Genomic DNA, 22,879 nt, shown 5'->3' with positions numbered 1-22,879 from the left:
AGATGGCGCGCGGCGCGCCAACGGGCAAGTTCAGAGCGGTTCGAACGTCACCGTCAGCCCGTCCTTCGGACGCGGGATGGGAAGCATCTGCCACTCGGGAGCGTAACCGTCACGCACCACGATGCGATGCGTTGTCACGACATGGTGAAGGAAGATTTTCGCCTGCATGTACGCAAAGTGCAGCCCCAGACACATATGCGCGCCGCCGCCGAAGGGCACCCATGCATATTTGTGCCGCTCGCGCGTTGCCTCGGGTGCGAAGCGCATCGGGTCGAACTTTTCGGGTTCGGGCCAATGCTCCTCCATCATATGCGTGAAGGCCGGACTGACCCCGACCGACGTACCCGCCGGGATACGATAGCCGCCGAATTCGAAATCCTTTAGCGCGCGGCGCGGGAAGCTTGGCACCGGGGGCACGAGACGGAGCGACTCCTTGAACGCCCATTCGGTCAATTCCAGCTCGCCGAGGCCGTTATGCCCAACCCCCTCGCCCGCCGGCGCGACGCTCAGCATCTCTTCGCGCAGCCGGTCCTGCCACTCGGGATGTTTCGCGAGCTGGTACACCATCGTGGTGATCGAGCTGGTGATCGTGTCGTGCGCCGCCATCATCAGGAAATTCATATGATCGACGATCGCACCGGTCGTGAGATATTCGCCGTCATCGTCCCTCGCGCGGCAGATCTGGCTGAAGATATCCTCGCCCGCGCCGTCACGGCGCTCCGGCACCATCTTGCCAAAATAGTCGACGAGATAGGCGCGTCCCTTCACGCCGCGGCCCATCGCGGTGAAGGGCAGCGGACGGCGCACGACCCCGATCGACGCCTGCACCATGTCGACGAAGGCCTTGTTGACCTTGTCCGCCTCCGGCCCCCACGGAATGCCGAGGAAGCTGGTCGCGGCAAGGTCGAGCGTCAGCTCCTTGATCGCAGGGTAGAATTTGAAGGTCTTGCCGCTCCACGCGGCGACGCGGTCGCGGATTCCTTCGTTCAGCGAATCCGCATAGTGTCGCATCGGCTCGGGCTTGAAGGCGACCGACAGGATCTTGCGGTCAGCGCGATGTTTCTCGAAATCCATCAGCATCAGTCCGCGCGGGAAGAGCAGGTTGAGTACCGGTCCCCACCCCTGTTCGGACGAGAATATCTTCTCGCGGTCGAACATCACCAGTTCGTTCGCCTCGGGTCCATGCAGCGCAACGCTGCGCCCGCCGAAGCTGTTGTTGCGATAGACGCGGCCATATTTGCCGACCATGCGCCGCGTGAACGAGGGATAATCGCGAAGCTGTTCGAGCGTGTTGCCGATCACCGGCATCCCGTCCTCGCCCGGAATATGGTCGAGCGCGGCGTCGGGATTGCGCGGCAGCCAGTGCGCGGTGTCGGGACCGAAGCGGCCTTCGGACCAGTTGAACTTCGCTGGGGCGTTCATGGAAAACCTCGTCCGTCGTTGCGATTGGCGGCAGGCTATCGAACTACTGACATCGATGCAAGTAGCGCGCGTCGCAGCGCCCGGACTCCATTCACCGCAAATTCAACTCGACTCGCGCAATCTCGCGGCAAGATGACGGGTCGCATCCGTTTGACCCTCAAAGGATAAGGTCATGGTCAAGGCATTCCGACGCTCCCTCGCTATGACGCTTGGCGCGCTTGCCACGACCGCGCTCGGTGGCTGCTATTATGGCGATGTGTACGGCAGCAGCTATGCCTCGGGCGGTGACTGTGCCTCGCGCTATGGCGCCGACTATTACGATTATGACGGTTATGCCTATGACGACAGCTATGGCTATGACTGCTATGACGCGTCGGACTATGGCGGCGGCTTCGCGCAGATCGGCTTCGGCGGCGGCTGGTACGACAATTATTATTATCCGGGCTACGGCCTCTGGCTCTTCGACAGCTATCGCAACCGCTATCCGCTGCGCGGCCAGTATCTGAATTACTGGGGCGGGCGGCGCGCGTGGTGGAAGCATCATGGCGGCCATGGCGACGGCAACTGGAACCGTCCGGGCCGCGGTGACGACGACGGTCGTCCCGGACGTCCTGGCGGCTGGAACGGCCATCCCGGCAGCGATGGCCAGCACGGCCCGCGTCCCGGCTGGGGCAACGGCGGCCAAGGCGGCAATCCGCCGACCACGACCAATCCCGTTCGCCCCGGTGGCGGCCCCTCGGCCGTCCGCCCGCGCCCGCCGCGCGGCGAAGGCGGCAGCTATGTCCGCCCGCGTCCGGCGCCGCCGGTGGCGCAAGGCGAGGCGACGGCGGATCGGCCAGCCGGTGCGCAACGCCCGGTGCGGACATGGTCGCCGCGGCAGGGTGGCGGCACGCCGCGCGGTCCCGAGGCGGTCCGGCCGCGCCCTGCTCCCTCGATCGACCGGCCGGCTGCGGTGCGACCACAGGCCGCGCCGCCGTCCGCGGCGCCGCGCTACACGCCGCCCGCGCAGCGGCAGGCCCCGGCGCCCGAACGGTCGCAGCGGTTCGAGCGGTCGATCACCCCTGACAAGGACTGACGCGGCGCGTCAGGCATCGGCGGGCGGCGTCCGCTTGTCGGCGACCATATCCTCCTGAAGTTCGAGCCCGCGCGCGCCATGATGGGCTGTGTGCGCGGGGGCGTGCGGCCGCTCCTCGAAGGCGGGGTCCGGTTCTTCCAGCATCCCTTCCCATTTGGTGATGACGCTGGTTGCGACGGCATTGCCGACGACGTTGGTCGCGGTCCGCCCCATGTCGAGGAAATGGTCGATCGCGAAAACGAGCGCGACACCCTCGACCGGCAGGTCGAACATCGCGAGCGTCGCGGTGATGACGACGAGGCTGGCGCGCGGCACCGCCGCGATCCCCTTCGACGACACCATCAGGGTGAGGAGGATCAGGATCTGCGTCGCGATCGGTATGTCGATGTCATAAGCCTGCGCGATGAAGATCGTCGCGAAGCTGGCGTACATCATCGACCCGTCGAGGTTGAAGCTGTAGCCGAGCGGCAGCACGAAGCCCGAGATGCGGCGCGGCACGCCGAAGCGGTCGAGCTGTTCGAACAGTTTCGGCATCGCCGCTTCCGACGACGCGGTCGAAAAAGCGATCAGCAGCGGCTCGCGGACGTAGCGGACAAGCTGGACGATCCGCCTGCCGAGGAACAGCGCGCCGACGCCGAGCAGGATCACCCACAGCAGGACAAGCGAGATGTAGAATTCGGTCAGCAGCTCGGCGTAAGTGGCGAGGATGCCGAGGCCATATTGCGCGACCACCTTGGCCAGCGCCCCGAACACCGCGAACGGCGCAAGACGCATGACATAGCCGGTGATCTGGAGCATCAGTTCGGCGAGCGCCTCGGCGCCGCGGACGAGCGGCTTGCCCTTTTCGCCCAGCGCCGACAGGCCGACGCCCGCGAACAGCGCGAAGACGAGGATCTGGAGGACATTGTTCTCCGCCATCGCCTGGATGACATTCTTCGGGAAGATATGCTCGATGAACTCGAACATATCGAGCTTCTTGACCTCGCCGACCTCCGCCGACGAATGCGCGCCGACCGCGAGATGCAGACCGGCGCCGGGCTCGAGCAAATTGACCATGATCAGCCCGAGGCTGATCGAGATCAGGCTGGCAAGGACGAACCATGCGATCGCACGGGTGCCGATGCGGCCGAGCGCCGAACTGTCGCCCATATGCGCGATGCCGGCGATGAGCGTGCCGAGGATCAGCGGCGCGACGAGCATCTTGATGAGGTTGAGGAAGATGGTGGCGAGGGTACCGAACCCCTTCAGCCAATATTCGAATTCCACGCTGTCCGCGGGCACGAAGCTCCGCACGAGAAAGCCGACGACGATCCCGAGGACCATGCCGAGCAAGATGTACAAAGTGAGGCGACGTGCCATCCAGAACTCCCCTGTCCCGCTGGTGCGGGCATTTCATCGTGCGGGGGTAACAGGCTGGTCGGCGGGGGGCAATCTCAGGTCAGGAAAAACACGATCGCGAAGCAGCTGGACACGCCGGTGATGATATTCAACGGCACACCGATCTTCACGAAATCGACGAAGCGATAATCGCCTGCGGCATAAACGATCGTGTTCGTCTGATAGCCGATCGGGGTCGCGAAACAGGCCGACGCACCGATCATCAGCGCGATAACCAACGGACGGGGATCGACGCCAAGCTCTGACGCCATTGCCAATGTCACGGGCGTCATCAAGGCTGCGACCGCATTGTTGCTGAGCAGTTCCGACAGGATCAGGGCGAAGAAGTAGATGCCGAATACCAGCACCCACGCCGGCTGGCCGGCAAGCATCGGCTGCGCCCAGCCGACCATCATCGCCACGGCCCCGCTCTGCTCGAGCGCCAGCCCGACGGCGAGCATCGCGAAGATCAGGATCAGCACATCGCCGTCGATCGTCCCCCACGCCTCCTCGCTGTCGATGCAGCGCGTCACCAGGATGACGCCGATGGCAATGATCGCGGCCACCCCGATCGACATGATATCCAGCGCCGCGAGCGCGACGACCGATGCCATGCACAGGATCGCGATCCACGCCTTGCCCCGGCGAAAGGCGCGCACCTTCGCGAGGTCCGCCCCGATCAGGTGAGGATTGTCGCGCAGCGCCTCGACCTCGCGCGGCCCGGCCGCGACGAGCAGGCGGTCGGCGGGGCGGATTCGGACGCTGGCGAGGTCGGGGCCGGGTTCGTGCGCCGGACGGTCGAGTCCGATGATCCGCGCGCGAATCTTTTGCAGGAACGGAATATCGATCAGCCGCTGACCGATCGCCGGATGGTTCGATGCGATCATCGTTTCGACGACGAGGTCGCCTTCGGCAGGCTCCCCCCCGCCGATCCCGAGGCCGAAGCGGCCCTGCTCGCGCCAGGTCATGAGCGTCGCGCCGTCGACGCGGACGATCAGCCGGTCACCCGCGGCCAGAATCCAGCTGTCGAGGTCGGCGCCGCGCACGACCGCGGTGCCCCGGCGCACGCCGACGATACGGCCCGAGCGCGGCAGGTCCCGGAACGCTTCGACCGTCATGGCGACGAGATCGTCGTCCTCGCTCAAGACGAGTTCGGTCAGATATTGGTGCGCATCATGCGTCCCCGCGGGCCCGCTTATCGGCTTGTCCGAGGGCAACAGCCACCACATCAGTGCAAGGCCGATCATGCCCGACGCCGCGGTGACGAGGCCGATGGGGGTGATCTCGAAAATGCCGAAACGCTCCATCCCCGCCTGCCGCACGATGCCGTCGACCACGAGGTTGGTCGAGGTGCCGATCAAGGTCAGCGTGCCGCCCAGCACCGCAACGATCGACAGCGGCATCAGCAGCTTTTTTGCGCTCACCCCCGTTACCTCGGCAAGTTTCAGCACGATCGGGATCAGGACGACGACGACCGGGGTGTTGTTGAGGAAGGCCGAGGCGACAAGCGCCCCGACGAGCACTTCGACGATGGCGAGGCGCGGGTGTTTTTCGGCGCGCTTCATGATCGCGTCGGCGACGCGCTGGATCACCCCGGTGCGGATCAGCGCGCCCGACAGCACGAACATCGCGCCGATGACGATCGGCGCCGAATTGGAAAAGACCGAATAAAGTCCATCGGCATCGAGGATGCCGAGCGCGAGATAAGTGCAGGCGCCAAGGATCGCGATGACCGTCGCAGGCAGGCGCTCCATCAGGAAGCCGACAAAAATGCCGGCCAATACGAGCAGCGAAATGACCGCCTGATGCGCTTCGATAAAGGCCCTCAGCGCCTCGATCATGTCAGCCGTTCTGCGCCCTGTGCAGCAGCTTGTGGTCGGCGAGAACGAGCGCCATCATCGCCTCGACCACCGGCGCCCCGCGGATGCCGACGCAGGGATCGTGCCGCCCCTTGGTGACGATGTCGGCCGCCTCGCCCGCCTTGTTGATCGTCGGCACGGGGGTGAGGATCGAGCTGGTCGGCTTGAAGGCGACGCGCACGACCACCGGCTGGCCGGTCGAGATGCCGCCCGCGATGCCTCCGGCATTGTTCGACAGGAAATCGGGGCGGTTGCTGCCGTCGCTCGCCGGGCGCATCGGGTCGGCATTTTCCTCGCCGCGCAGGCGCGCCGCGTGGAAGCCCGCGCCGATCTCGACGCCCTTCACCGCGTTGATCCCCATCATCGCGGCGGCGAGGTCGCTGTCGAGCTTGGCATAGATGGGCGCACCCCATCCCGCGGGAACCCCGCTCGCGGCGCATTCGATCACCGCGCCCAGCGAACTGCCTGCCTTCCGGGCGGCGTCCATCAGCCCCTCCCAGCGCTGCGCCGCAGCCGGGTCGGGACAGAAAAAGGGATTGCGATCAATTTCTTCGAGGTCGAAGTTGGCGGGATCGATCGCATCGCCGCCGATCTCGGCGACCCAGGCGTGGATCTGCACCTCGGGAATGATCAGCCGCGCGACCCCGCCCGCCGCGACGCGCGCCGCGGTCTCGCGCGCGCTCGACCGGCCGCCGCCGCGATAGTCGCGAATGCCGTATTTCGCGTCATAGCTGTAATCAGCGTGGCCGGGACGATAGGCCTGCGCGATCTCGCCATAGTCTTTCGACCGCTGGTCGACATTCTCGATCATCAGGCTGATCGGCGTACCCGTCGTCTTGCCCTCGAAGGTGCCTGACAGGATGCGCACCTGATCGGGTTCCTGCCGCTGCGTCGTGTGGCGCGACTGGCCGGGGCGGCGCTTGTCAAGATAGGGCTGGATATCGCCTTCGGACAGCGAGAGACGCGGCGGACAGCCGTCGACGACGGCGCCAAGCGCGGGACCATGGCTTTCCCCCCACGTCGTGAAGCGAAGGACGCGTCCGAAGCTGTTGAAACTCATTGCCCTATCCCATCCGGCCGAATGCGGGAGCGTAGTCCGCTCGCCCGCCTAGCGGCCAAGCCGCGTCCGAGTCCAGCATCATCGCCATGAAATGCGGCCCCGCAAAGGGCGATGCGAAACGCGCTGCGAGGTCGGGCGAATAGCCGAAACGCGGGTAATAAGATTCGTGACCAAGGACGAAGCTGATCTGCACACCCTGTTTGCGCAGATCATCGAGCGCGGCGCGGATCAGCGCATCGCCGATCCCCTGCCTCTGGTGATCCGGGGCGACCGACACTGGCGCAAGTCCGGCCGCCGACAGCGCCGCGCCGTCGGCCGCGACATCCATCCGGCTGAGCAGAACATGCCCGACGATTGCGCCGTCGCGCTCGGCGACGAGTGACGTCAACACGTCACCATCGGCCTCGAGCATCCGCACCAGCCGCGCCTCGCCCTGATGCCCGAATCCGGTGCCGGCAAAGGCCGCGCGGATCACCGCGCCGATCGCGTCGCCATCCGCCGCCGTCGCGGCACGGATGGCGATGCCGTCAGGCAAGCGCAATGTCCGGCGCGTCTTCCTGCTTCATGCCCACCGTATGATAACCCGCATCGACATGGTGCGTTTCGCCCGTCACGCCGCTCGACAGGTCGCTCAGCAGGTAAAGCGCCGAGCCGCCGACGTCGTCGATCGTGACGTTCCGGCGCAGCGGCGCGTTATATTCGTTCCATTTCAGGATCAGGCGGAAATCGCCGATGCCCGAGGCGGCGAGCGTCTTGATCGGGCCGGCCGAAATCGCGTTCACGCGCACGCCCTGCGGACCATAATCGTTGGCGAGATATTTGACGCTGGTCTCGAGCGCCGACTTGGCGACGCCCATGACGTTGTAATGCGGGATCACCTTCTCGGCGCCATAATAGCTGAGCGTCAGCAGCGAGCCGCCGCCGGTGCCCGTTTCGGGATCGAAGGGCGTCATCATCGCCGCCGCGCGCTTGGCGACCGCGGTGAAGCTGTAGACGCTGATGTTCATCGTCATCAGGAAGTCGTCGAGCGTCACGTCGGCATAATGGCCGCGCAGCGCTTCCTTGTTGGTGTAGCCGATGGCATGGACGACGAAGTCGATCGTCGGCCAGCGGGCTGCCAGCGTCGCGAAAGCCGCGTCGAGATTGTCCATATCGGCGACGTCGCAATCGAGCAGGAAATCGCAGCCGAGTTGCTCGGCGAGCGGCTTCACCCGCTTTTCCATCACCTCGCCCTGATAGGAAATCGCCAGCTCGGCGCCATGCGCGTGCAGCGCCTTGGCAATGCCCCAGGCGAGCGACTTGTCGTTCGCGAGACCCATGATCAGCCCGCGCTTGCCCTTCATCAGACCCGTCATTTTTCTTCTCCGGCCTTTTTGTCTTGGATAATCACATCGTCCGCGCGCCCAATAGCGTCGTGGCCCAAATCCTCAACCTCGACGAGCGCGGCATTCAGTTCGGCGCCGATCACCATACCCAATCCGACGAGGTAGAAAAAGAACAGCGCGATCATCACGCCCGCAAGGCTGCCGTAGGTCGCGTCATAGCGAAACAGGCCGGCAAGCAGCGGAGGCAATGCCAGCGTGACCGCGATCCACCAGAGCGTCGTGAACAGCGCGCCCGGCCATTTGGGGAATTGCCGGGTGCGGTACTTGGACGGGGTCAGCGAATAAAAGAGCAGGTAGATCGCAACGAACAGGCCAAAGCCCGACACCCCGCGCGAAATGGCGACCACGCCCGCCGACTGATAGGCGGGCGGCAGGACACGCTCGACGAACTGCTCGATGCCCACGATCAGCACCTGCATACTGAACGAGATCAGCATCAGCACGACCGCGCCCGAGATGATGCCGATCGAGATCAGGCGGTAGTGAAAGAAGCCGCGCGAGAAATGCGTGCCATAGGCGCGGCGCAATATGTCGCGCATCGTTTCGATGAAGCTGCCCACGGTCCACAAGGCGACTAGCGCGCCGAGCCAGAGGAACAGCCCGGTGCGCGCGGTCATCACCTCGCGGATCGGGCCTTCCAGCGCCCGCGCCACCGTCGGCGGCATCACCGAGAACACCGCCTCGATTGCGCGCTCGCCGCCGAAACTACCGCCCAGAACGCTCAGCACCGCAGCGAGCAGGATGAAGAAGGGGAAGAGAGCGATCAGCGCGAGATAGGCGAGATTGCCCGCGTGGATGAAGCCGTCGGTGTACGTGCCGACGACAACCCGGCGAAGCACGTGAAATACGCGCGTTCCCGGCCCCAGCGTCTCGCGCCCGCGCTCGATGACCCCTTGCGCCCGCGCGCGCAGGTGCGTGCGCTTCGCGCGCTCGGCGCGGGCTTCGGGCGAGTGGGGTGAATGCCCCTCGGCAAGAAATTCCTGGCCGACTTCCTCGGCCACTTCGCGCTCGAGCGCGGCAGCGGCATTTTCCTGTCTGCGATCAGCCACGCATCACACGCCAAGATCCGCTCGCACCGCGCGGCCGTCGGTCCACCCCTCCAACGCCTTCGCAAGGTCGGCATCGTTCGCGGGCAGGTCGACCATCAGCCGCACGAGCTGGTCGCCGCGACCGCCGCCCTTCCGGCTGAAACCCTTGCCCTTGAGGCGCATGACCTTGCCCGAGGTCGAACCGGCGGGAATCGACAGCATCACCGGCCCGTCAACGGTCGGCACCTTGATCTTCGCGCCCCTGACCGCCTCGTTCAGCGTGACCGGCAGGTCGAGACGGATATTGTCGCCGTCGCGTTCGAAGAAGGGGTGATCCTTGACCGCGATGGTGACGATGCCGTCGCCATTGCCGCCGGGTCCCGGCTGTCCCTTGCCCGCAAGCCGCATCTGCGTGCCCGTCTCGACCCCGGCAGGCAGCTTGAGGTCGATCGTCTTGCCGTCCGACAGCGTGATCCGCTGCATGGCCAGGGTCGCGGCGTCGATGAAAGGGACCGACAGCCGATAGCCGACGTTCGCGCCCTTCGCGGGCGGTGCGCTGTGGCCGCCGAAGCCGAACGGCCCGCCGCCACCGCGGCCGCCGAACAGTCCCTCGAAAATATCTCCGAAATCGGCGCCGTCGCCGCCGAACCCGCCGAAACCGCCCTGTGGCTGGCCGCGCGGATCGCCACGAAACCCGCCGCCGCCGAAGCCGAAGGGCATCGCCGGGTTGCCCTCGGAGTCGATTTCGCCGCGGTCGAACTGCGCGCGCTTCGTCTTGTCGGACAACAGATCATAGGCCTTGGTCACGTCGGAAAATTTTTCCGCCGCCTTCGGATTGTCCTTGTTCCGGTCGGGGTGCAGTTCCTTGGCGAGTTTGCGGTACGCGGACTTGACCTCCGCCTCGGTCGCGCTCTTCGATATGCCAAGGGTTGAATAAGGGTCTGCCATCTGTCGTCAATAGCCCGATAAGTGACCGGCCGTGAAGGCCCATTAGCGGGCGATGTGGGAACATTGCGCGAAACGGTCAAGGCCGCCGCTTTCGCTCGACCATCGCTCCGCCCCGCATTATGACGCGCGCATGACCGACGATCCCTTTGCGCTGTTCGACACCTGGTTCACGGAAGCCCGCGCGAGCGAGCCCAACGACGGCAATGCCATGGCACTGGCGACGAGCACGCCCGACGGGCGGCCTTCGGTGCGGATGGTGCTGCTGAAAGGCCGCGGCCCCGACGGCTTCGTCTTTTACACCAACCTCGACAGCCGCAAGGGCGGTGAACTCGCCGCGAACGCGCATGTGGCGCTGCTCTTTCACTGGAAATCGTTGCGGCGGCAGATTCGCATCGAGGGGGTGGTCACGCCGGTCGACGATGCCACCGCCGACGCCTATTTCGCCACGCGTAGCCGCGACAGCCAGCTCGGCGCCTGGGCGAGCGACCAGTCGCGCCCGCTCGATAGCCGCGAGACCTTCGAGGCGCGCTTCGCAGAAATGCAGGCGCGGTTCGAGGGGCAGGACGTGCCGCGCCCGCCGCGCTGGTCGGGATGGCGGGTCACGCCCGAACGGATCGAATTCTGGCAGGACCGCGAACATCGCCTTCACGAGCGTAACCTCTATGTCCGCAGCGGCGAAGGATGGACGAAAGGGCTTCTCTACCCATGACCGCGCTGCGTTCCTTCCCGATCACCCGCGTCGACGCCTTTGCCGACCGGCCCTTTACCGGCAATCCCGCCGCGGTGATGCCGCTCGATGAATGGCTCGGCGACGATCTGCTGCAGGCGATGGCGGCCGAGAATAATCTTGCGGAAACCGCGTTCCTCGTCCCCGATGACAGCGGCGCGGCCGATTACGAGTTGCGCTGGTTCACCCCGACGCTCGAGGTCGCGCTGTGCGGCCATGCGACGCTTGCCAGCGGGCATGTCCTGCTATCGGCGGCGCAATGGCGGAATGAAATGCGCTTCCGCACGCGCAAGGCAGGCATATTGCAGGTCACACGAAGCGGCGATGACGACGCCTATCTGATGACGCTCCCGGCCTATCGCGCGACGGCCAGGCCGCTACCCGACGTCGCGCGCGCTATGGGCGGCGATGTCGTCGAGACGCTGTGGCACGATAGCGGCTATGCGCTGATCGTCTATCACAGCGCCCAGGAAGTCCGCGCGCTGACGCCCGATCTCGCGGCGCTGAGCGAGGGCGACATCCTCTATATCGCGACCGCACCCGGCACCGGAGACCCGTCGGGCGCCGACGTCGTCAGCCGCGCCTTCGCTCCCGGCGCGGGGATACCCGAAGATCCGGTGACCGGATCGGCGCACAGCGTACTCGCGCCCTATTGGACGACGCGCCTCGGCCGCGATCATTTCGCGGCCTATCAGGCGAGCGCGCGCGGCGGGCATGTGGGGTGCCGCCTGGCGGGCGATCGGGTCGAGCTTTCGGGGCGCTGCGTGACCACGCTGGCGGGGGAGTTCCTGCTGTAGTTCAGGCGGGAGCGTCCCGCTTTGGTGTGGGGAGCCGCCCCTCAATTCTCGTCATGCTGGCTCCGCGATGGCTTCGCTGTTTCTGCATCGATGGACTAAGCTCGAATTTGACGCGGTGCCGAAGGAAACGTCGGGCCAATGATCCTGAAACAAGTTCGGAATGACGATGCCGTAAATGTCGTGGTCCGGCCGAAAATCACCTCTCAGGGATAGTCAGGCACCTTCGGCATCCCCGGCAGCGGAATGAACTCCTCGGTGTCGCCGGGGACGAGCGGGAATTTGCGCTCCTTCCAGTCGCGCTTGGCCTCGCTGATGCGGTCGCGCGACGAACTGACGAAATTCCACCACAGATGGCGCGGGGTCGTGAAAGCCTCGCCGCCGAGCAGCATCACGCGCGCATCGCTGTCGGCGCGCAATGTCATCGCCTGCCCCGGCTTCAGGATATAGAGGCTGTAGCGGTCGAGCGCCTCGTCATCGAGACGGGCGTCGCCCATCGCGACGAGCACCGCGCGTTCGTCGGCCTCGGCCTCGATCGGCAACGACGCCCCGGCGTTCATCAGGATGTCGGCATAGATCGTCGCGCTATGCTGCGTCGTCGGTGCAGTGACGCCCCACAGGCTGCCCATGATCACGCGCGCCGACACCTGCCCGTCCTCGACGATCGGCAGATCCTCGGCGGCGACATGCTCGAACGCCGGATCGACCTCTTCCTTGCCGTCGGGCAGCGCGAGCCAGGTCTGCATGCCCGAGATCGGCGAACCGCTGGCGCGCTCTGCCGGCGGCGTGCGCTCCGAATGGACGATGCCGCGCCCGGCGGTCATCAGGTTGCACGCGCCGGGACGGATCGTCGCATAGGTGCCGAGACTGTCGCGATGGTCGATCGCGCCCTCGAACAGATAGGTCAGCGTCGACAGGTTGATGTGCGGGTGCGGGCGCACATCCATCCCCTGCCCGATGTCGAAATGCGCCGGGCCGAACTGGTCGACGAAGATGAACGGGCCGACCATCGTCCGTTCCTTGTTCGGCAAGGTCCGCCGCACGTCGAACGCGCCGATGTCGTGGGTCGAGGGAGTGATGATCGTGAACATCAGCCGAGCCTTTCGAGGGTCTTGCGGGTCTTTCCTGTCTCGACATTGCCTGTGTTCAAGGTCGAATTGGGTTCGAGCAGCAGCACCGAGCACTCGCCGTCCAGCGCCTCGGGGCAATGTTCGACGCCGTGCGGGACGATGATGAACTCGCCGGGCTCGACGATGACGTCGCGGTCGCGCAACGCCATCTTCATGCGGCCGGCGACAACGAGGAAAAGCTCGTCCTCTTGCGTGTGGTGATGCCAGTCGAACTTGCCCTCCAGCTTGACCAGCTTGACCTGGAAGTCATTGATATCGCCCGCGACGCGCGGGTTCCAATGATCGTGGAAACTGCCGAAGGCTTCGGCGAGATTGACCTTGTCGATTGTCACGGCGCGGGCGCCCGCAAGATTTTTTCCATTGCCTTTCCCTTCGCAAGTTCGTCGATCAGTTTGTCGAGATAGCGGATTTCGCGCATCAGGGGCTCGGCGATCTCTTCGACGCGGATGCCACAAACGAGGCCCTTGATCTGGTCGCGGGCGACATTCAGCGCTGGCGCGTCGCCGTAAAACGCCCTGAGGTCCGCCTTCGTCGCGATCTGCACCTCCAGTTCCTTCTGACTATAACCGGTGAGCCAGCGAATGATCTCATCAACCTCGGCCTTGGTGCGTCCCTTGCGCTCTGCCTTGGCGACATAGTGCGGATAGACGCTGGCAAAGCTGTAGCCGTAGATGCGATGCTCATCCATGACCGACCGTCCTATTCTCCCGGAGCCGTCGCCCTGATCGCGAGCGCGTGGACGCGCTGGCCGGGCAGGTCACCAAGCGCCTTGTTGACCGCACGCTGCCGCGCGACGCGGCTTTGGCCGGCGAAGCCCGCCCATTCGATCCTGAGACTGAAATGCGACTCGCCCGACCCGTCGTCGCCGGCGTGGCCATGATGATTCGCGCTATCGTTGCTGAGGGTGAATATGGCGTCGGGAAAGGCTGCGGCGAGCAGGCTTTCCATCTCTTGCTGTGCGGGGCCTTTGCTGCTCATGGGGTTGACCATAAGCCGTCCATCGCCAAATTATAAGACCTCCCGAAGGACAGGTTCCCACCCCCGTTTCCGAAAGCCCCTTGTGCCGTCTTCCGCCCGCTCCCCCCGATTCCACGGCCGCATTCCGCGCGACGCCCCCTGCGCCGTTCCCGGCTGCCGCGAAGCCGGCGAATTTCGCGCGCCGGTTTCCTCGCACCGCTCGCCCGACGGCCCCCCGCCTTACCGCTACCTCTGCCTCGACCATGTTCGCGAGTTCAACGCGGGCTATAATTTCTTCGAGGGCATGACGGCCGATCAGATCATGGCGGCCCAGTCGCCGACCGCGGGCTGGGAAACCGAAAGCCGCGCCTTCCGCCCCGCGGGCAGCGCCGACCTGCCGCCGCGCTGGGCCGATTTCAAGGATCCGATGGACGCCGTCGGCGCGCGGTTTCGTCAGAGGATGGACGAGGCGCGGCGCGAGGCGGCCGACCCGCGCTTCAACCGCGAGGAACATCGCGCGATGCAGTTGCTCGGCCTCAATCCGGATGCCGACCGCAGCGCGCTCCGCCGCCGCTACAGCGAGCTCGTCCGCAAATATCATCCCGACCGGAATGGCGGCGATCGGAGTTTCGAGGCGAGACTCGGCGAAGTCGTTGAGGCATATCAACTCCTCAGGAAGACGAAGGCTTTCGCATAGGGAGAGGATCGATGACGGATCTCGACGAAGCGCGGATCGAGGTCGTGCGTCGGCACATGGCGCTGGAAATCACGCACGACTGGGATGGCGTTATCGCCACGTTCGAGCATCCCCGCTACGAATTGCTCGGCCCTGGCACGATCTTCGATGGCGAGGCGGCGGTGCGTTCCTATTTCACCACCTCGCGCGAGCCCTTTCCCGATCAGGCGAATGAAGTAATTTCGATTGCTGCCGACGCCGACACTGACACGGTCCTCGTCGAGTTCTGGCTGACCGGCACGCACCTCGGCCCTTTGAAACTTGGCCTCCGGACGATCGAGCCCACAGGCAAGGCCTTTCGTATCCGCATGGCGGCCAGCTTCGAATTCGCGCCGAGCAGCGACAAGATCGTCTGCGAGCGCCCCTATTACGACCAGTCGGCGGTGATGAAGGCGCTCGGACTGCTGTGACGACGTCCCAATAAGGCGTTGCAAGGCGCAACCCATGACGATACCGCGGCGGCGAAGTCCCGCCCCGCGGCGACTCTCCCTGACTATCGTATCGCTGGACAAAGAACATGACCGACATCCCGAACAGCCTGCCCGACCATCACGGTTCGACGCTCCTCGCCGCGCCCGATACCGAGGTCGATGCACGCGAGGTGTTCGGCGTCGATATCGACATGAAGATCCCGGCGTTCAGCGAAGCCGACGAGCGCGTTCCCGATCTCGACCCCGCCTATGTCTTCGATGGCGATACGACACTCGCGATCCTGGCGGGCTTCAAGTTCAACCGCCGCGTCATGGTCCAGGGCTATCACGGCACCGGCAAGTCGACCCACATCGAACAGGTCGCGGCGCGGCTCAAATGGCCGTGCATCCGCGTCAACCTCGATGCGCATATCAGCCGCATCGACCTTGTCGGCCGCGACGCGATCGTGCTCAAGGACGGCCAGCAGGTCACCGAGTTCCGCGAAGGCCTGCTCCCCTGGGCGCTGCAGACGCCGACCGCGCTCGTTTTCGACGAATATGACGCGGGTCGTCCCGACGTGATGTTCGTGATCCAGCGCGTGCTCGAGGCGGAGGGCAAGCTTACCCTGCTCGACCAGAACCGCGTGATCCGCCCGAACCCGCATTTCCGCCTGTTCGCGACCGCCAACACCGTCGGCCTCGGCGACACGAGCGGGCTCTATCACGGGACGCAGCAGATCAACCAGGGCCAGATGGACCGCTGGAACATCGTCGTCACGTTGAACTATCTGCCCGCCGCGACCGAAAGCGCGATCATCCTCGCCAAGGTTCCCGGCACCGACGATGCGACCGTCGCCAATATGGTGAAGGTCGCGGACCTGACCCGCCAGGGCTTCATCAACGGCGATATCTCGACCGTCATGTCGCCGCGCACCGTGATCAGCTGGGCGCAGAATGCGGCGATCTTCAACAATCTCGGCTTCGCCTTCCGCCTCTCGTTCCTCAACAAGTGCGACGAGGCCGAGCGGATGATCGTTGCCGAATATTACCAGCGCGTGTTCGGCGAGGATCTGCCCGAGGGGATCGTCGGCAAGTGATGCGTCCGCGCCACCTGATGGTGGCGGCCGCCGTGCTGGCGCTACCGGGCTGCATCTCGCCGGTCGGCTACGGCAAGGTTCGTCACGCCGACTATATCGCCGATCCGCGCTGCACCGCCCAGGCGGGCGCGACCATCGATGGCGAGGCGCTTCCGCTCTTCTTCGTCACGACGCGTCTTCCCGATTGCCGGACCGACGATGTCCGCCTGCTGAGTTACCGGGGCGACCGGGCGCGCTACGGTCGTTTCGCGTCGCCGCTCCAAAGCGACGTGGGCGGCAAGACGAAGTTGCGCACGCCGATGGCGTTCCAGGACGAAGGCGACTGGTGGCGCGCGTTGCAGGCGGAGACCGACCGGCGGCAGGGGCGCGTCCTGCTCTATGTTCACGGCTATCGCGAGACGTTCGAGACCACGTCGAAGGACGCGGCGCAGATCGCGCGGATGACCGGCTTCGACGGCCCGATCGTCGAATATAGCTGGCCCTCGCAGGGCGAGGTGCTGAAATATGCGGTCGACGAAACCAACATGTACCACGACGTGCGGAATTTCCGCGATTTCCTGCGCAGCCTTGCCGACAAGCCGTGGGTGAAGGAGATCGTGATCGTCTCGCATTCGCTCGGCGCGCGGCTGGTAATCCCGGCGATCGGGGCGGCCGACCGGCTGTCGCGCCGCGCCGAGCGCACGGGGAATATCTCGAACATCATCCTCGCCTCGCCTGACGTCGACCGTGAAACTTTCGAGCGCGACATCGTCGAAGAGGTGCTGGCACCCGACCGCGTCGCGCTCGGGCGGCGGATCACCGTCTATACCTCGCTGAAGGACAAGGCGCTGGCGCTGTCGCGGGCGCTTCACGGCTATCCGCGGCTCGGTTCCCCCTATTGCTTCGATCCGTTCCAGGCGGCGGACCTCAAGGCGAAGGGTCTGCCCGAGCGCTGCTACCCCGCAGGGGTTCCGGGCCTGACCGTGATCGACACGACCGATGTATCGCGCGGAGCCTCGGGGCACAGCAATTTCCTGCGCAGCGCGGTCGTGTGCCGCGATTTCATCGACGTTATTGCCGACAAGCCGGCACGGCCGCAGCGTGTCGCGACGCACCTCTCGCATGTCTTTCGCCTTGTTCCCGACCCCGCCGATCCCAAGCCGGACGACAATGCGGCGTGCAGCCGCACGCCCGGCGACGAAGAGGATTGAGCCGGGCGGTGCGCCTCCCTCTCTTCCTTCCATTGCAAAAGCTGGCTAGATTCGACTCGACATGGCAACCCAATCTCCCCTCGACGATCTGAAAGCCGCGCTGTCGAGCGTCGCGCGCGCGGTCACCCGCGACCCCGAGGTCGAGGTCGGTTTCACCGCCGACGCACCGGTGCAGATCGGCAAGGCGATCAAGGTGCCGACCCCGTCGCGCACCCTGCCCCGCGATCAGGTGGCCGAAGCGCGCGGTTTCGCCGACAGCTATGCGCTGCGAATGAAGCATCACAGCGACAAGATCCACAACGCCGCCCGCCCCGCCGAACCGCTCGCCGCCGCGGCTTTCGACGCGATGGAGCGCGCGCGGATCGAGGCGCTCGGCGCGCGCAACATGGCGGGGATGCGTCAGAATCTGTCTGCCTCACTGACCATGCGGATGCGCAGCGATCCGATCAGCCGCGCACAGGCGAAGGATGATGTGCCGGTGTCGAGCGCGCTCGAACTGCTGCTGCGCGAGGCGCTGACCGGCGAGCAGGCGCCGCAGGGCACGGAGACGGGGCTGTCGCTGGTGCGCGAATGGATCACCAAGGAAGCGGGCGGCGACATCGACGCGCTGGCGATGCTGATCGACGATCAGGCCGCCTTTGCCGAGACCGCCAAGGTCGCGCTCCGTCACCTCGACCTCATCTATGGCGACGAGCCGATGGAGGAAGGAAGCGAGGACACCGGCGAAGAGGATGAATCCGAGGCCGAGGAAAGTCAGGAGGAACAGGAAAGCGAAGACGGCGGCAGCGGCGAGAGCCAGGTCGACGCGCGCGCCGAGATGGCGGGCGATCAGGCCGACGATGGCGACAGCGACCCCGACGCGCAGGAAATGGAAGCCGACGGCGAGCCCGAGATGGGCGGCGAAGGCGACGAAGGGATGCTGCCCGTGCGTCCCAACCGCCTGCCGACCGACGTTCCCGATTTCAACTACGTCCGCTTCACCGAAAAGCATGACGAGATCGTCGCCGCGACAGAACTTTGCGACGCCGACGAACTGGCGCGGCTGCGCGCCTATCTCGACCAGCAGATGACGCATCTGCAGGGCGCGGTGACCAAGCTCGCGAACCGCCTCCAGCGCCGTTTGATGGCGCAGCAGAACCGCGCCTGGGACTTCGACCAGGAGGAAGGCCAGCTCGACGCCGCCCGTCTCGCGCGCGTCGTCGTCTCGCCGGGCAGTTCGCTGTCGTACAAGATCGAGCGCGACACCGATTTCCGCGATACCGTTGTCACTTTGCTCATCGACAATTCGGGATCGATGCGCGGACGTCCGATCAGCATCGCGGCGATCAGCGCCGACATCCTTGCCCGCACGCTCGAGCGCTGCGGCGTGAAGACCGAAATTCTCGGCTTCACAACGCGCACCTGGAAGGGCGGGCAGAGCCGCGAGGACTGGCTCGCCGCCGGACGCCCGCCGCATCCCGGCCGCCTCAACGACCTTCGCCACATCATCTACAAGCCCGCCGACGAACCCTATCGCCGCGCGCGCAAGTCGCTCGGCCTGATGATGCGCGAAGGGCTGCTCAAGGAGAATATCGACGGCGAGGCACTGATGTGGGCGCACCACCGGATCATCAACCGTCCCGAAGAACGCCGCATCCTGATGGTGATTTCCGACGGCGCACCGGTTGACGACAGCACCTTGTCGGTGAACCACGGCGCGTATCTTGACCAGCACCTCCGCCAGGTGATCGAGTGGATCGAGAAAAAGTCGCCGGTCGAACTTTGCGCGATCGGCATCGGGCACGATGTCACGCGCTACTACAGCCGCGCCGTCACGATCATGGACGCCGAGCAACTCGGCGGCACGATGGTCGAGCAGCTCGCGGGCCTGTTCGATATCGATTGACCGGGCGACTGCCCGAAACGAGTGGCCACGGGTGGGTGACAAGCCCTTATACCCTCGTTACAAACCTTGCCCGAAGCAGCAGGGACTCGCGGGGCTTACGACGGGAACCGCTGCATCATCATTGTGCTGAAGGGTCGCCGGCACGGACTGAGGACCGCACCATAGGGGGTGCCGGCTGAGGGGGCGACTGACCGTGAAAAAAGCATCCGATCTGTTCATCGAGTGCCTGGAGGAAGAAGGCGTCGAATATATCTTCGGCGTTCCGGGCGAAGAAAATCTCGACTTTCTCGACAGCCTCTCGCGCTCCAAGAAGATCAAGCTGATCCTGACCCGCCACGAACAGGGCGCGGGCTTCATGGCCGCAACCTATGGCCGCCACACCGGCAAGACCGGCGTCTGTCTCGCGACGCTCGGTCCCGGCGCAACCAACTTCGTCACCGCCGCCGCCTATGCGCAATTGGGCGGGATGCCGATGATGATGATCACGGGCCAGAAGCCGATCAAGAAATCGAAGCAGGGCCGCTTCCAGATCCTCGACGTCGTCGCGATGATGGGGCCGATCACCAAATATACGCATCAGATGGCGTCGTCGGACAATATCCCGAGCCGCGTGCGCGAAGCCTTTCGCCTCGCCGAAGAGGAAAAGCCCGGCGCGGTGCATATCGAACTGCCCGAAGACATCGCCGACGAGCACACCGACTCGACGCCGCTGAAGCGCAGCCACTCGCGCCGCCCGAACGCCGATGTGAAGTCGATCCGCGAAGCGGTGAAGGCGCTCGAAGAGGCGAAATCGCCGGTGCTGGTCATCGGTGCCGGCGCAAACCGCACGATGACCAGCCGCATGCTGCTGCAGTTCATCGAGAAGACCGGCATTCCGTTCCTCACGACCCAGCTCGGCAAGGGCGTGATCGACGAGCGCCACCCGAAATTCCTCGGCTGCGCGGCGCTGTCGGCGGGCGACTTCGTCCACCGAGCGGTCGAGGCGTCGGACTGTATCGTCAACCTTGGCCACGACGTGATCGAAAAACCGCCCTTCTTCATGAAGCAGGGCGGCCCGACCGTGATCCATGTGTCGAGCAAGACCGCCGAGGTCGACCCGGTCTATTTCCCCGATATCGAGGTCATCGGCGACATCGCCAATGCCGTCTGGCAGATGAAGGAAGACATCGTCCCCAACGGCGGGTGGAAGTTCGACCATATGCTCGCCTTCCGCAAGGCCGAGGTCGAGCATACCGCGCCGCTCGCCGCCGATACGCGCTTCCCGATCTTTCCGCCGCATCTGGTGCAGTCGATCCGCGACGCGATGCCCGACGACGGGATCATCTGCCTCGACAATGGCGTGTACAAGATATGGTTCGCGCGCGGCTATACCGCGTGCAAGCCCAACACCGTGCTGCTGGACAACGCGCTCGCGACGATGGGCGCCGGCCTGCCCTCGGCGATGATGTCGGCGATGGTCTATCCCGACCGCAAGGTCATGGCGATCTGCGGCGACGGCGGCTTCATGATGAACAGCCAGGAGATGGAGACCGCGGTGCGCCTCGGCCTCAACCTGACCGTGCTGATCCTGAACGACAGCAGTTACGGCATGATCCGCTGGAAACAGGCGAACATGGGTTTCAAGGATTGGGGTCTGACCTATGGGAACCCCGATTTTGTCAAATATGCCGAAAGCTATGGCGCGCACGGCCACCGCGTCGAAAGCGCGGCGCACCTGAAAGAACTGCTCGCCCACACGCGCGACACGCCGGGCGTGCACCTGATCGACTGCCCGGTCGACTATTCGGAGAACGACCAGATCCTCAACATCGACATCAAGAAGCTGTCGAAGGAACTTTAGGAGCCGCCCACCGCCCGCTGTATCTTGTCATCCCCGCGAAAGCGGGGACCCAGGAGCGACATGGAACAGACCTATCACGTCTATATCCTCGCAAGTGGGCGGAACGGCACACTCTACACAGGTGTGACGGGCGATCTGCCACAACGAGTATGGCAGCATAGAAATGGCGCCGGTTCGAAATTTGCAGCGAAATATGAGGTCGATCGGCTTGTCCATGCCGAAGCCTTTGCCGATGTGAACGACGCGATAGCTCGCGAAAAATCTATAAAAAAGTGGCGGCGAGCGTGGAAACTGGAATTGATCGAACGGGGCAATCCGCAATGGCTCGATCTGTACGATCGACTGAACGGTTGATGCCGCTCTGGGTCCCCGCTTTCGCGGGGATGACAGCATTGGCGAGCGTTGGAGAATGATTGTGAAGTTGAAAAACGTCTATCCGCTCTACCTCAACAATAAGGCGGTGCAGCCGAACACCGACCTTGCGGTGATCGACAAGTTCACCGGCGAGGTCGCGTTCCGTACCGCGCTCGCGACCCCGGACGTGATCGACGAAGCGATCGCGGGTGCCGTCCGCGCCGCCGAGCCGATGGCGCGGCTCGCGAGCTTCGAAAGGCGCGATGTGCTCGCCCATTGCGTCGCGCGCTTTCAGGAGCGGTTCGACGAACTCGCCTATGCGCTGTGCGTCGAGGCGGGCAAGCCGATCGCCGATGCCGAGGGCGAGGTCGGGCGCCTGATCGATACCTTCCGTATCGCCGCCGAGGAAGCGGTACGCAATTATGGCGAGATCCAACCGCTCGACATTTCGCCGCGCGCCAAGGGCTATATGGGAATGTGGAAGCGCGTGCCGATCGGCCCGTGCAGCTTCATTTCGCCGTTTAACTTCCCGCTCAATCTCGCGGCGCACAAGATCGCGCCGGCGATCGCGATCGGCTGCCCCTTCGTGATGAAGCCCGCGTCGATGACCCCGCTCGGCGCGATCATCATGGGCGAGGTCCTCGCCGAATGCGACATATTGCCCGAGGGTGCGTTCAGCATCCTGCCCGCAAGCCGCGACGGTGCCGACCTGTTCACGACCGACGAACGACTGAAACTGCTCAGCTTCACCGGTTCGCCAGGCGTCGGTTGGGATCTCAAAGCCAAGGCGGGCAAGAAGAAGGTCGTGCTTGAGCTCGGCGGGAATGCCGCGGTGATCGTCGACAAGGACGCCGACCTCGACCATGCGCTCGCGCGGATCATCTTCGGCGGCTATTATCAGTCTGGGCAAAGCTGCATCCATGTCCAGCGCACGATCATTCACGAGGACATCTACGACCGCTTCCGCGACATGCTGACCGCGAAGGTCAAGACGCTGAAATCGGGCGATCCGAAGCTGCGCGATACCTTCATCGGACCGATGATCTCGGCGAAGGAAGCACTGCGCCTGAAAGGCTGGATCGACGCCGCGGTGGCGGCGGGCGCGACCTTGCTCGCGGGCGGCGGATGCGAGGGCAACATGCTCGAGGCAACGCTGCTGGAGAATGTCCCCGAGGACACCGACGTCGTTCGCGAAGAGGCTTTCGGCCCGGTCGTCGTCCTGTCGAAATTCGCGCAGTGGGAGGAGGCACTCGCCGAGGTCAACGACAGCAAGTTCGGCCTGCAGGCGGGCATTTTCACGCGCGATATCCATAAGATACTCGAGGCGTGGGACCATCTCGACGTCGGCGGCATCGTCGTCAATGACGTCTCCTCCTACCGCGTCGACAACATGCCCTATGGCGGCGTGAAGGATTCGGGGCTCGGCCGCGAGGGCGTGCGTTTTGCGATGGAAGACATGAGCGAAATCAGGAATTTGGTGATCCGGCGAACCTGATTGGCACAGAAACTTGCCGTCATATGTGTCAAATCGGCAACGTCATCGAACTGAAGTCGAACTTTCATCATTTTGTCGCGGGTTCGCCGCGCACGCTGTAACAAAACTCC

At 64.8% G+C, this 22,879-nt stretch carries 23 protein-coding genes; 11 read left to right on the top strand and 12 right to left on the bottom strand.

All coding sequences use genetic code 11. The features are described 5' to 3' along the window. Nucleotides 1–30 precede the first annotated feature (30 nt). On the bottom strand, nucleotides 31–1,422 hold the full coding sequence (locus QOL79_RS05690; RefSeq protein WP_283418933.1) for a cytochrome P450: 1,392 nt from the start codon (nucleotides 1,420–1,422) through the stop codon (nucleotides 31–33). 172 nt (nucleotides 1,423–1,594) lie between these two features. Between QOL79_RS05690 and QOL79_RS05685 the strand changes: the two genes are divergently transcribed. Then, nucleotides 1,595–2,497: a hypothetical protein gene (locus tag QOL79_RS05685; RefSeq protein WP_283418932.1), complete on the top strand. Its 903-nt coding sequence runs from the start codon at nucleotides 1,595–1,597 to the stop codon at nucleotides 2,495–2,497. A 9-nt stretch (nucleotides 2,498–2,506) separates the two neighbouring features. On the opposite strand, the gene QOL79_RS05680 is transcribed toward QOL79_RS05685, so the two are convergent. The 7 genes from QOL79_RS05680 to QOL79_RS05650 all read right to left on the bottom strand — a co-directional run bounded on the left by QOL79_RS05680 (nucleotide 2,507) and on the right by QOL79_RS05650 (nucleotide 10,154). Continuing rightward, nucleotides 2,507–3,856 carry a dicarboxylate/amino acid:cation symporter gene (locus QOL79_RS05680; RefSeq protein WP_283418931.1) on the bottom strand — a complete coding sequence of 450 codons (1,350 nt, stop codon included), beginning with the start codon at nucleotides 3,854–3,856 and terminating at the stop codon, nucleotides 2,507–2,509. A gap of 74 nt (nucleotides 3,857–3,930) precedes the next feature. Beyond that, nucleotides 3,931–5,715: an SLC13 family permease gene (locus tag QOL79_RS05675; RefSeq protein ID WP_283418930.1), complete on the bottom strand. Its 1,785-nt coding sequence runs from the start codon at nucleotides 5,713–5,715 to the stop codon at nucleotides 3,931–3,933. A gap of 1 nt (nucleotide 5,716) precedes the next feature. Further along, nucleotides 5,717–6,793, bottom strand: a complete 1,077-nt coding sequence (gene aroC / locus QOL79_RS05670) for a chorismate synthase (protein WP_058455386.1) — start codon at nucleotides 6,791–6,793, stop codon at nucleotides 5,717–5,719. A gap of 4 nt (nucleotides 6,794–6,797) precedes the next feature. Next, nucleotides 6,798–7,328, bottom strand: a complete 531-nt coding sequence (locus tag QOL79_RS05665; RefSeq protein WP_058800336.1) for a GNAT family N-acetyltransferase — start codon at nucleotides 7,326–7,328, stop codon at nucleotides 6,798–6,800. Beyond that, nucleotides 7,321–8,148: an enoyl-ACP reductase FabI gene (gene fabI / locus QOL79_RS05660; protein WP_058455388.1), complete on the bottom strand. Its 828-nt coding sequence runs from the start codon at nucleotides 8,146–8,148 to the stop codon at nucleotides 7,321–7,323. The genes QOL79_RS05665 and fabI overlap by 8 nt, the downstream gene beginning before the upstream one ends. Then, on the bottom strand, nucleotides 8,145–9,227 hold the full coding sequence (locus QOL79_RS05655; protein WP_058455389.1) for a YihY/virulence factor BrkB family protein: 1,083 nt from the start codon (nucleotides 9,225–9,227) through the stop codon (nucleotides 8,145–8,147). The genes fabI and QOL79_RS05655 overlap by 4 nt, the downstream gene beginning before the upstream one ends. A gap of 3 nt (nucleotides 9,228–9,230) precedes the next feature. Further along, nucleotides 9,231–10,154, bottom strand: a complete 924-nt coding sequence (locus QOL79_RS05650; protein ID WP_283418929.1) for a DnaJ C-terminal domain-containing protein — start codon at nucleotides 10,152–10,154, stop codon at nucleotides 9,231–9,233. A gap of 130 nt (nucleotides 10,155–10,284) precedes the next feature. Here QOL79_RS05650 and pdxH point away from each other — a divergent pair, with 130 nt between their 5' ends. Together pdxH and QOL79_RS05640 are read left to right on the top strand one after the other, a co-directional pair. Beyond that, nucleotides 10,285–10,863: a pyridoxamine 5'-phosphate oxidase gene (gene pdxH / locus QOL79_RS05645; RefSeq protein WP_283418928.1), complete on the top strand. Its 579-nt coding sequence runs from the start codon at nucleotides 10,285–10,287 to the stop codon at nucleotides 10,861–10,863. Further along, on the top strand, nucleotides 10,860–11,678 hold the full coding sequence (locus QOL79_RS05640; RefSeq protein ID WP_283418927.1) for a PhzF family phenazine biosynthesis protein: 819 nt from the start codon (nucleotides 10,860–10,862) through the stop codon (nucleotides 11,676–11,678). Before pdxH ends, QOL79_RS05640 begins: the two co-directional genes overlap by 4 nt. A gap of 203 nt (nucleotides 11,679–11,881) precedes the next feature. On the opposite strand, the gene QOL79_RS05635 is transcribed toward QOL79_RS05640, so the two are convergent. The 4 genes from QOL79_RS05635 to QOL79_RS05620 are packed head-to-tail and all read right to left on the bottom strand — an operon-like array spanning nucleotide 11,882 to nucleotide 13,753. Beyond that, entirely contained in the window at nucleotides 11,882–12,766 is an 885-nt protein-coding gene (locus QOL79_RS05635; protein WP_058455392.1) for a pirin family protein, read from the bottom strand. Beyond that, nucleotides 12,766–13,137: a cupin domain-containing protein gene (locus tag QOL79_RS05630; protein ID WP_197410149.1), complete on the bottom strand. Its 372-nt coding sequence runs from the start codon at nucleotides 13,135–13,137 to the stop codon at nucleotides 12,766–12,768. The genes QOL79_RS05635 and QOL79_RS05630 overlap by 1 nt, the downstream gene beginning before the upstream one ends. Next, nucleotides 13,134–13,493 (bottom strand): DUF2200 domain-containing protein, encoded by a 360-nt coding sequence (locus tag QOL79_RS05625; protein ID WP_058455393.1) that lies wholly within the window; start codon nucleotides 13,491–13,493, stop codon nucleotides 13,134–13,136. Before QOL79_RS05625 ends, QOL79_RS05630 begins: the two co-directional genes overlap by 4 nt. An 11-nt stretch (nucleotides 13,494–13,504) precedes the next feature. After that, nucleotides 13,505–13,753 carry a BolA family protein gene (locus QOL79_RS05620; protein WP_058455525.1) on the bottom strand — a complete coding sequence of 83 codons (249 nt, stop codon included), beginning with the start codon at nucleotides 13,751–13,753 and terminating at the stop codon, nucleotides 13,505–13,507. A 112-nt stretch (nucleotides 13,754–13,865) separates the two neighbouring features. On the opposite strand from QOL79_RS05620, the gene QOL79_RS05615 reads away from it, so the two are divergent. From QOL79_RS05615 to QOL79_RS05580, 8 genes are all read left to right on the top strand, one after another. Continuing rightward, entirely contained in the window at nucleotides 13,866–14,459 is a 594-nt protein-coding gene (locus tag QOL79_RS05615; RefSeq protein WP_058455394.1) for a J domain-containing protein, read from the top strand. A gap of 11 nt (nucleotides 14,460–14,470) precedes the next feature. Beyond that, nucleotides 14,471–14,908: an ester cyclase gene (locus QOL79_RS05610; protein WP_058455395.1), complete on the top strand. Its 438-nt coding sequence runs from the start codon at nucleotides 14,471–14,473 to the stop codon at nucleotides 14,906–14,908. Between the two features lie 107 nt (nucleotides 14,909–15,015). Then, complete coding sequence (gene cobS / locus QOL79_RS05605) at nucleotides 15,016–16,005, top strand: cobaltochelatase subunit CobS (RefSeq protein ID WP_058455396.1); 990 nt, start codon at nucleotides 15,016–15,018, stop codon at nucleotides 16,003–16,005. Further along, the gene (locus QOL79_RS05600) at nucleotides 16,005–17,195 is read left to right on the top strand and encodes an alpha/beta hydrolase (protein ID WP_082657736.1); all 1,191 of its coding nucleotides are present in this window, start codon (nucleotides 16,005–16,007) and stop codon (nucleotides 17,193–17,195) included. The genes cobS and QOL79_RS05600 overlap by 1 nt, the downstream gene beginning before the upstream one ends. Nucleotides 17,196–17,256: 61 nt before the next feature. After that, complete coding sequence (cobT, locus tag QOL79_RS05595; protein WP_058455398.1) at nucleotides 17,257–19,080, top strand: cobaltochelatase subunit CobT; 1,824 nt, start codon at nucleotides 17,257–17,259, stop codon at nucleotides 19,078–19,080. 193 nt (nucleotides 19,081–19,273) lie between these two features. Next, nucleotides 19,274–20,920, top strand: a complete 1,647-nt coding sequence (locus QOL79_RS05590; RefSeq protein ID WP_283418926.1) for an acetolactate synthase large subunit — start codon at nucleotides 19,274–19,276, stop codon at nucleotides 20,918–20,920. A gap of 60 nt (nucleotides 20,921–20,980) precedes the next feature. Then, entirely contained in the window at nucleotides 20,981–21,274 is a 294-nt protein-coding gene (locus QOL79_RS05585) for a GIY-YIG nuclease family protein (protein ID WP_283418925.1), read from the top strand. A 55-nt stretch (nucleotides 21,275–21,329) separates the two neighbouring features. Then, a complete protein-coding gene (locus tag QOL79_RS05580; RefSeq protein ID WP_283418924.1) occupies nucleotides 21,330–22,769 on the top strand; it encodes an aldehyde dehydrogenase family protein in 1,440 nt (479 codons plus the stop codon). Nucleotides 22,770–22,879 lie beyond the last annotated feature (110 nt).

The sequence above is a fragment of the Sphingopyxis sp. Geo48 genome, assembly GCF_949769155.1.
GTDB lineage: Bacteria > Pseudomonadota > Alphaproteobacteria > Sphingomonadales > Sphingomonadaceae > Sphingopyxis.
The sequence above is the reverse complement of the archived record's forward strand: the minus strand, read 5'-3'. Positions and strand labels throughout refer to the sequence as shown.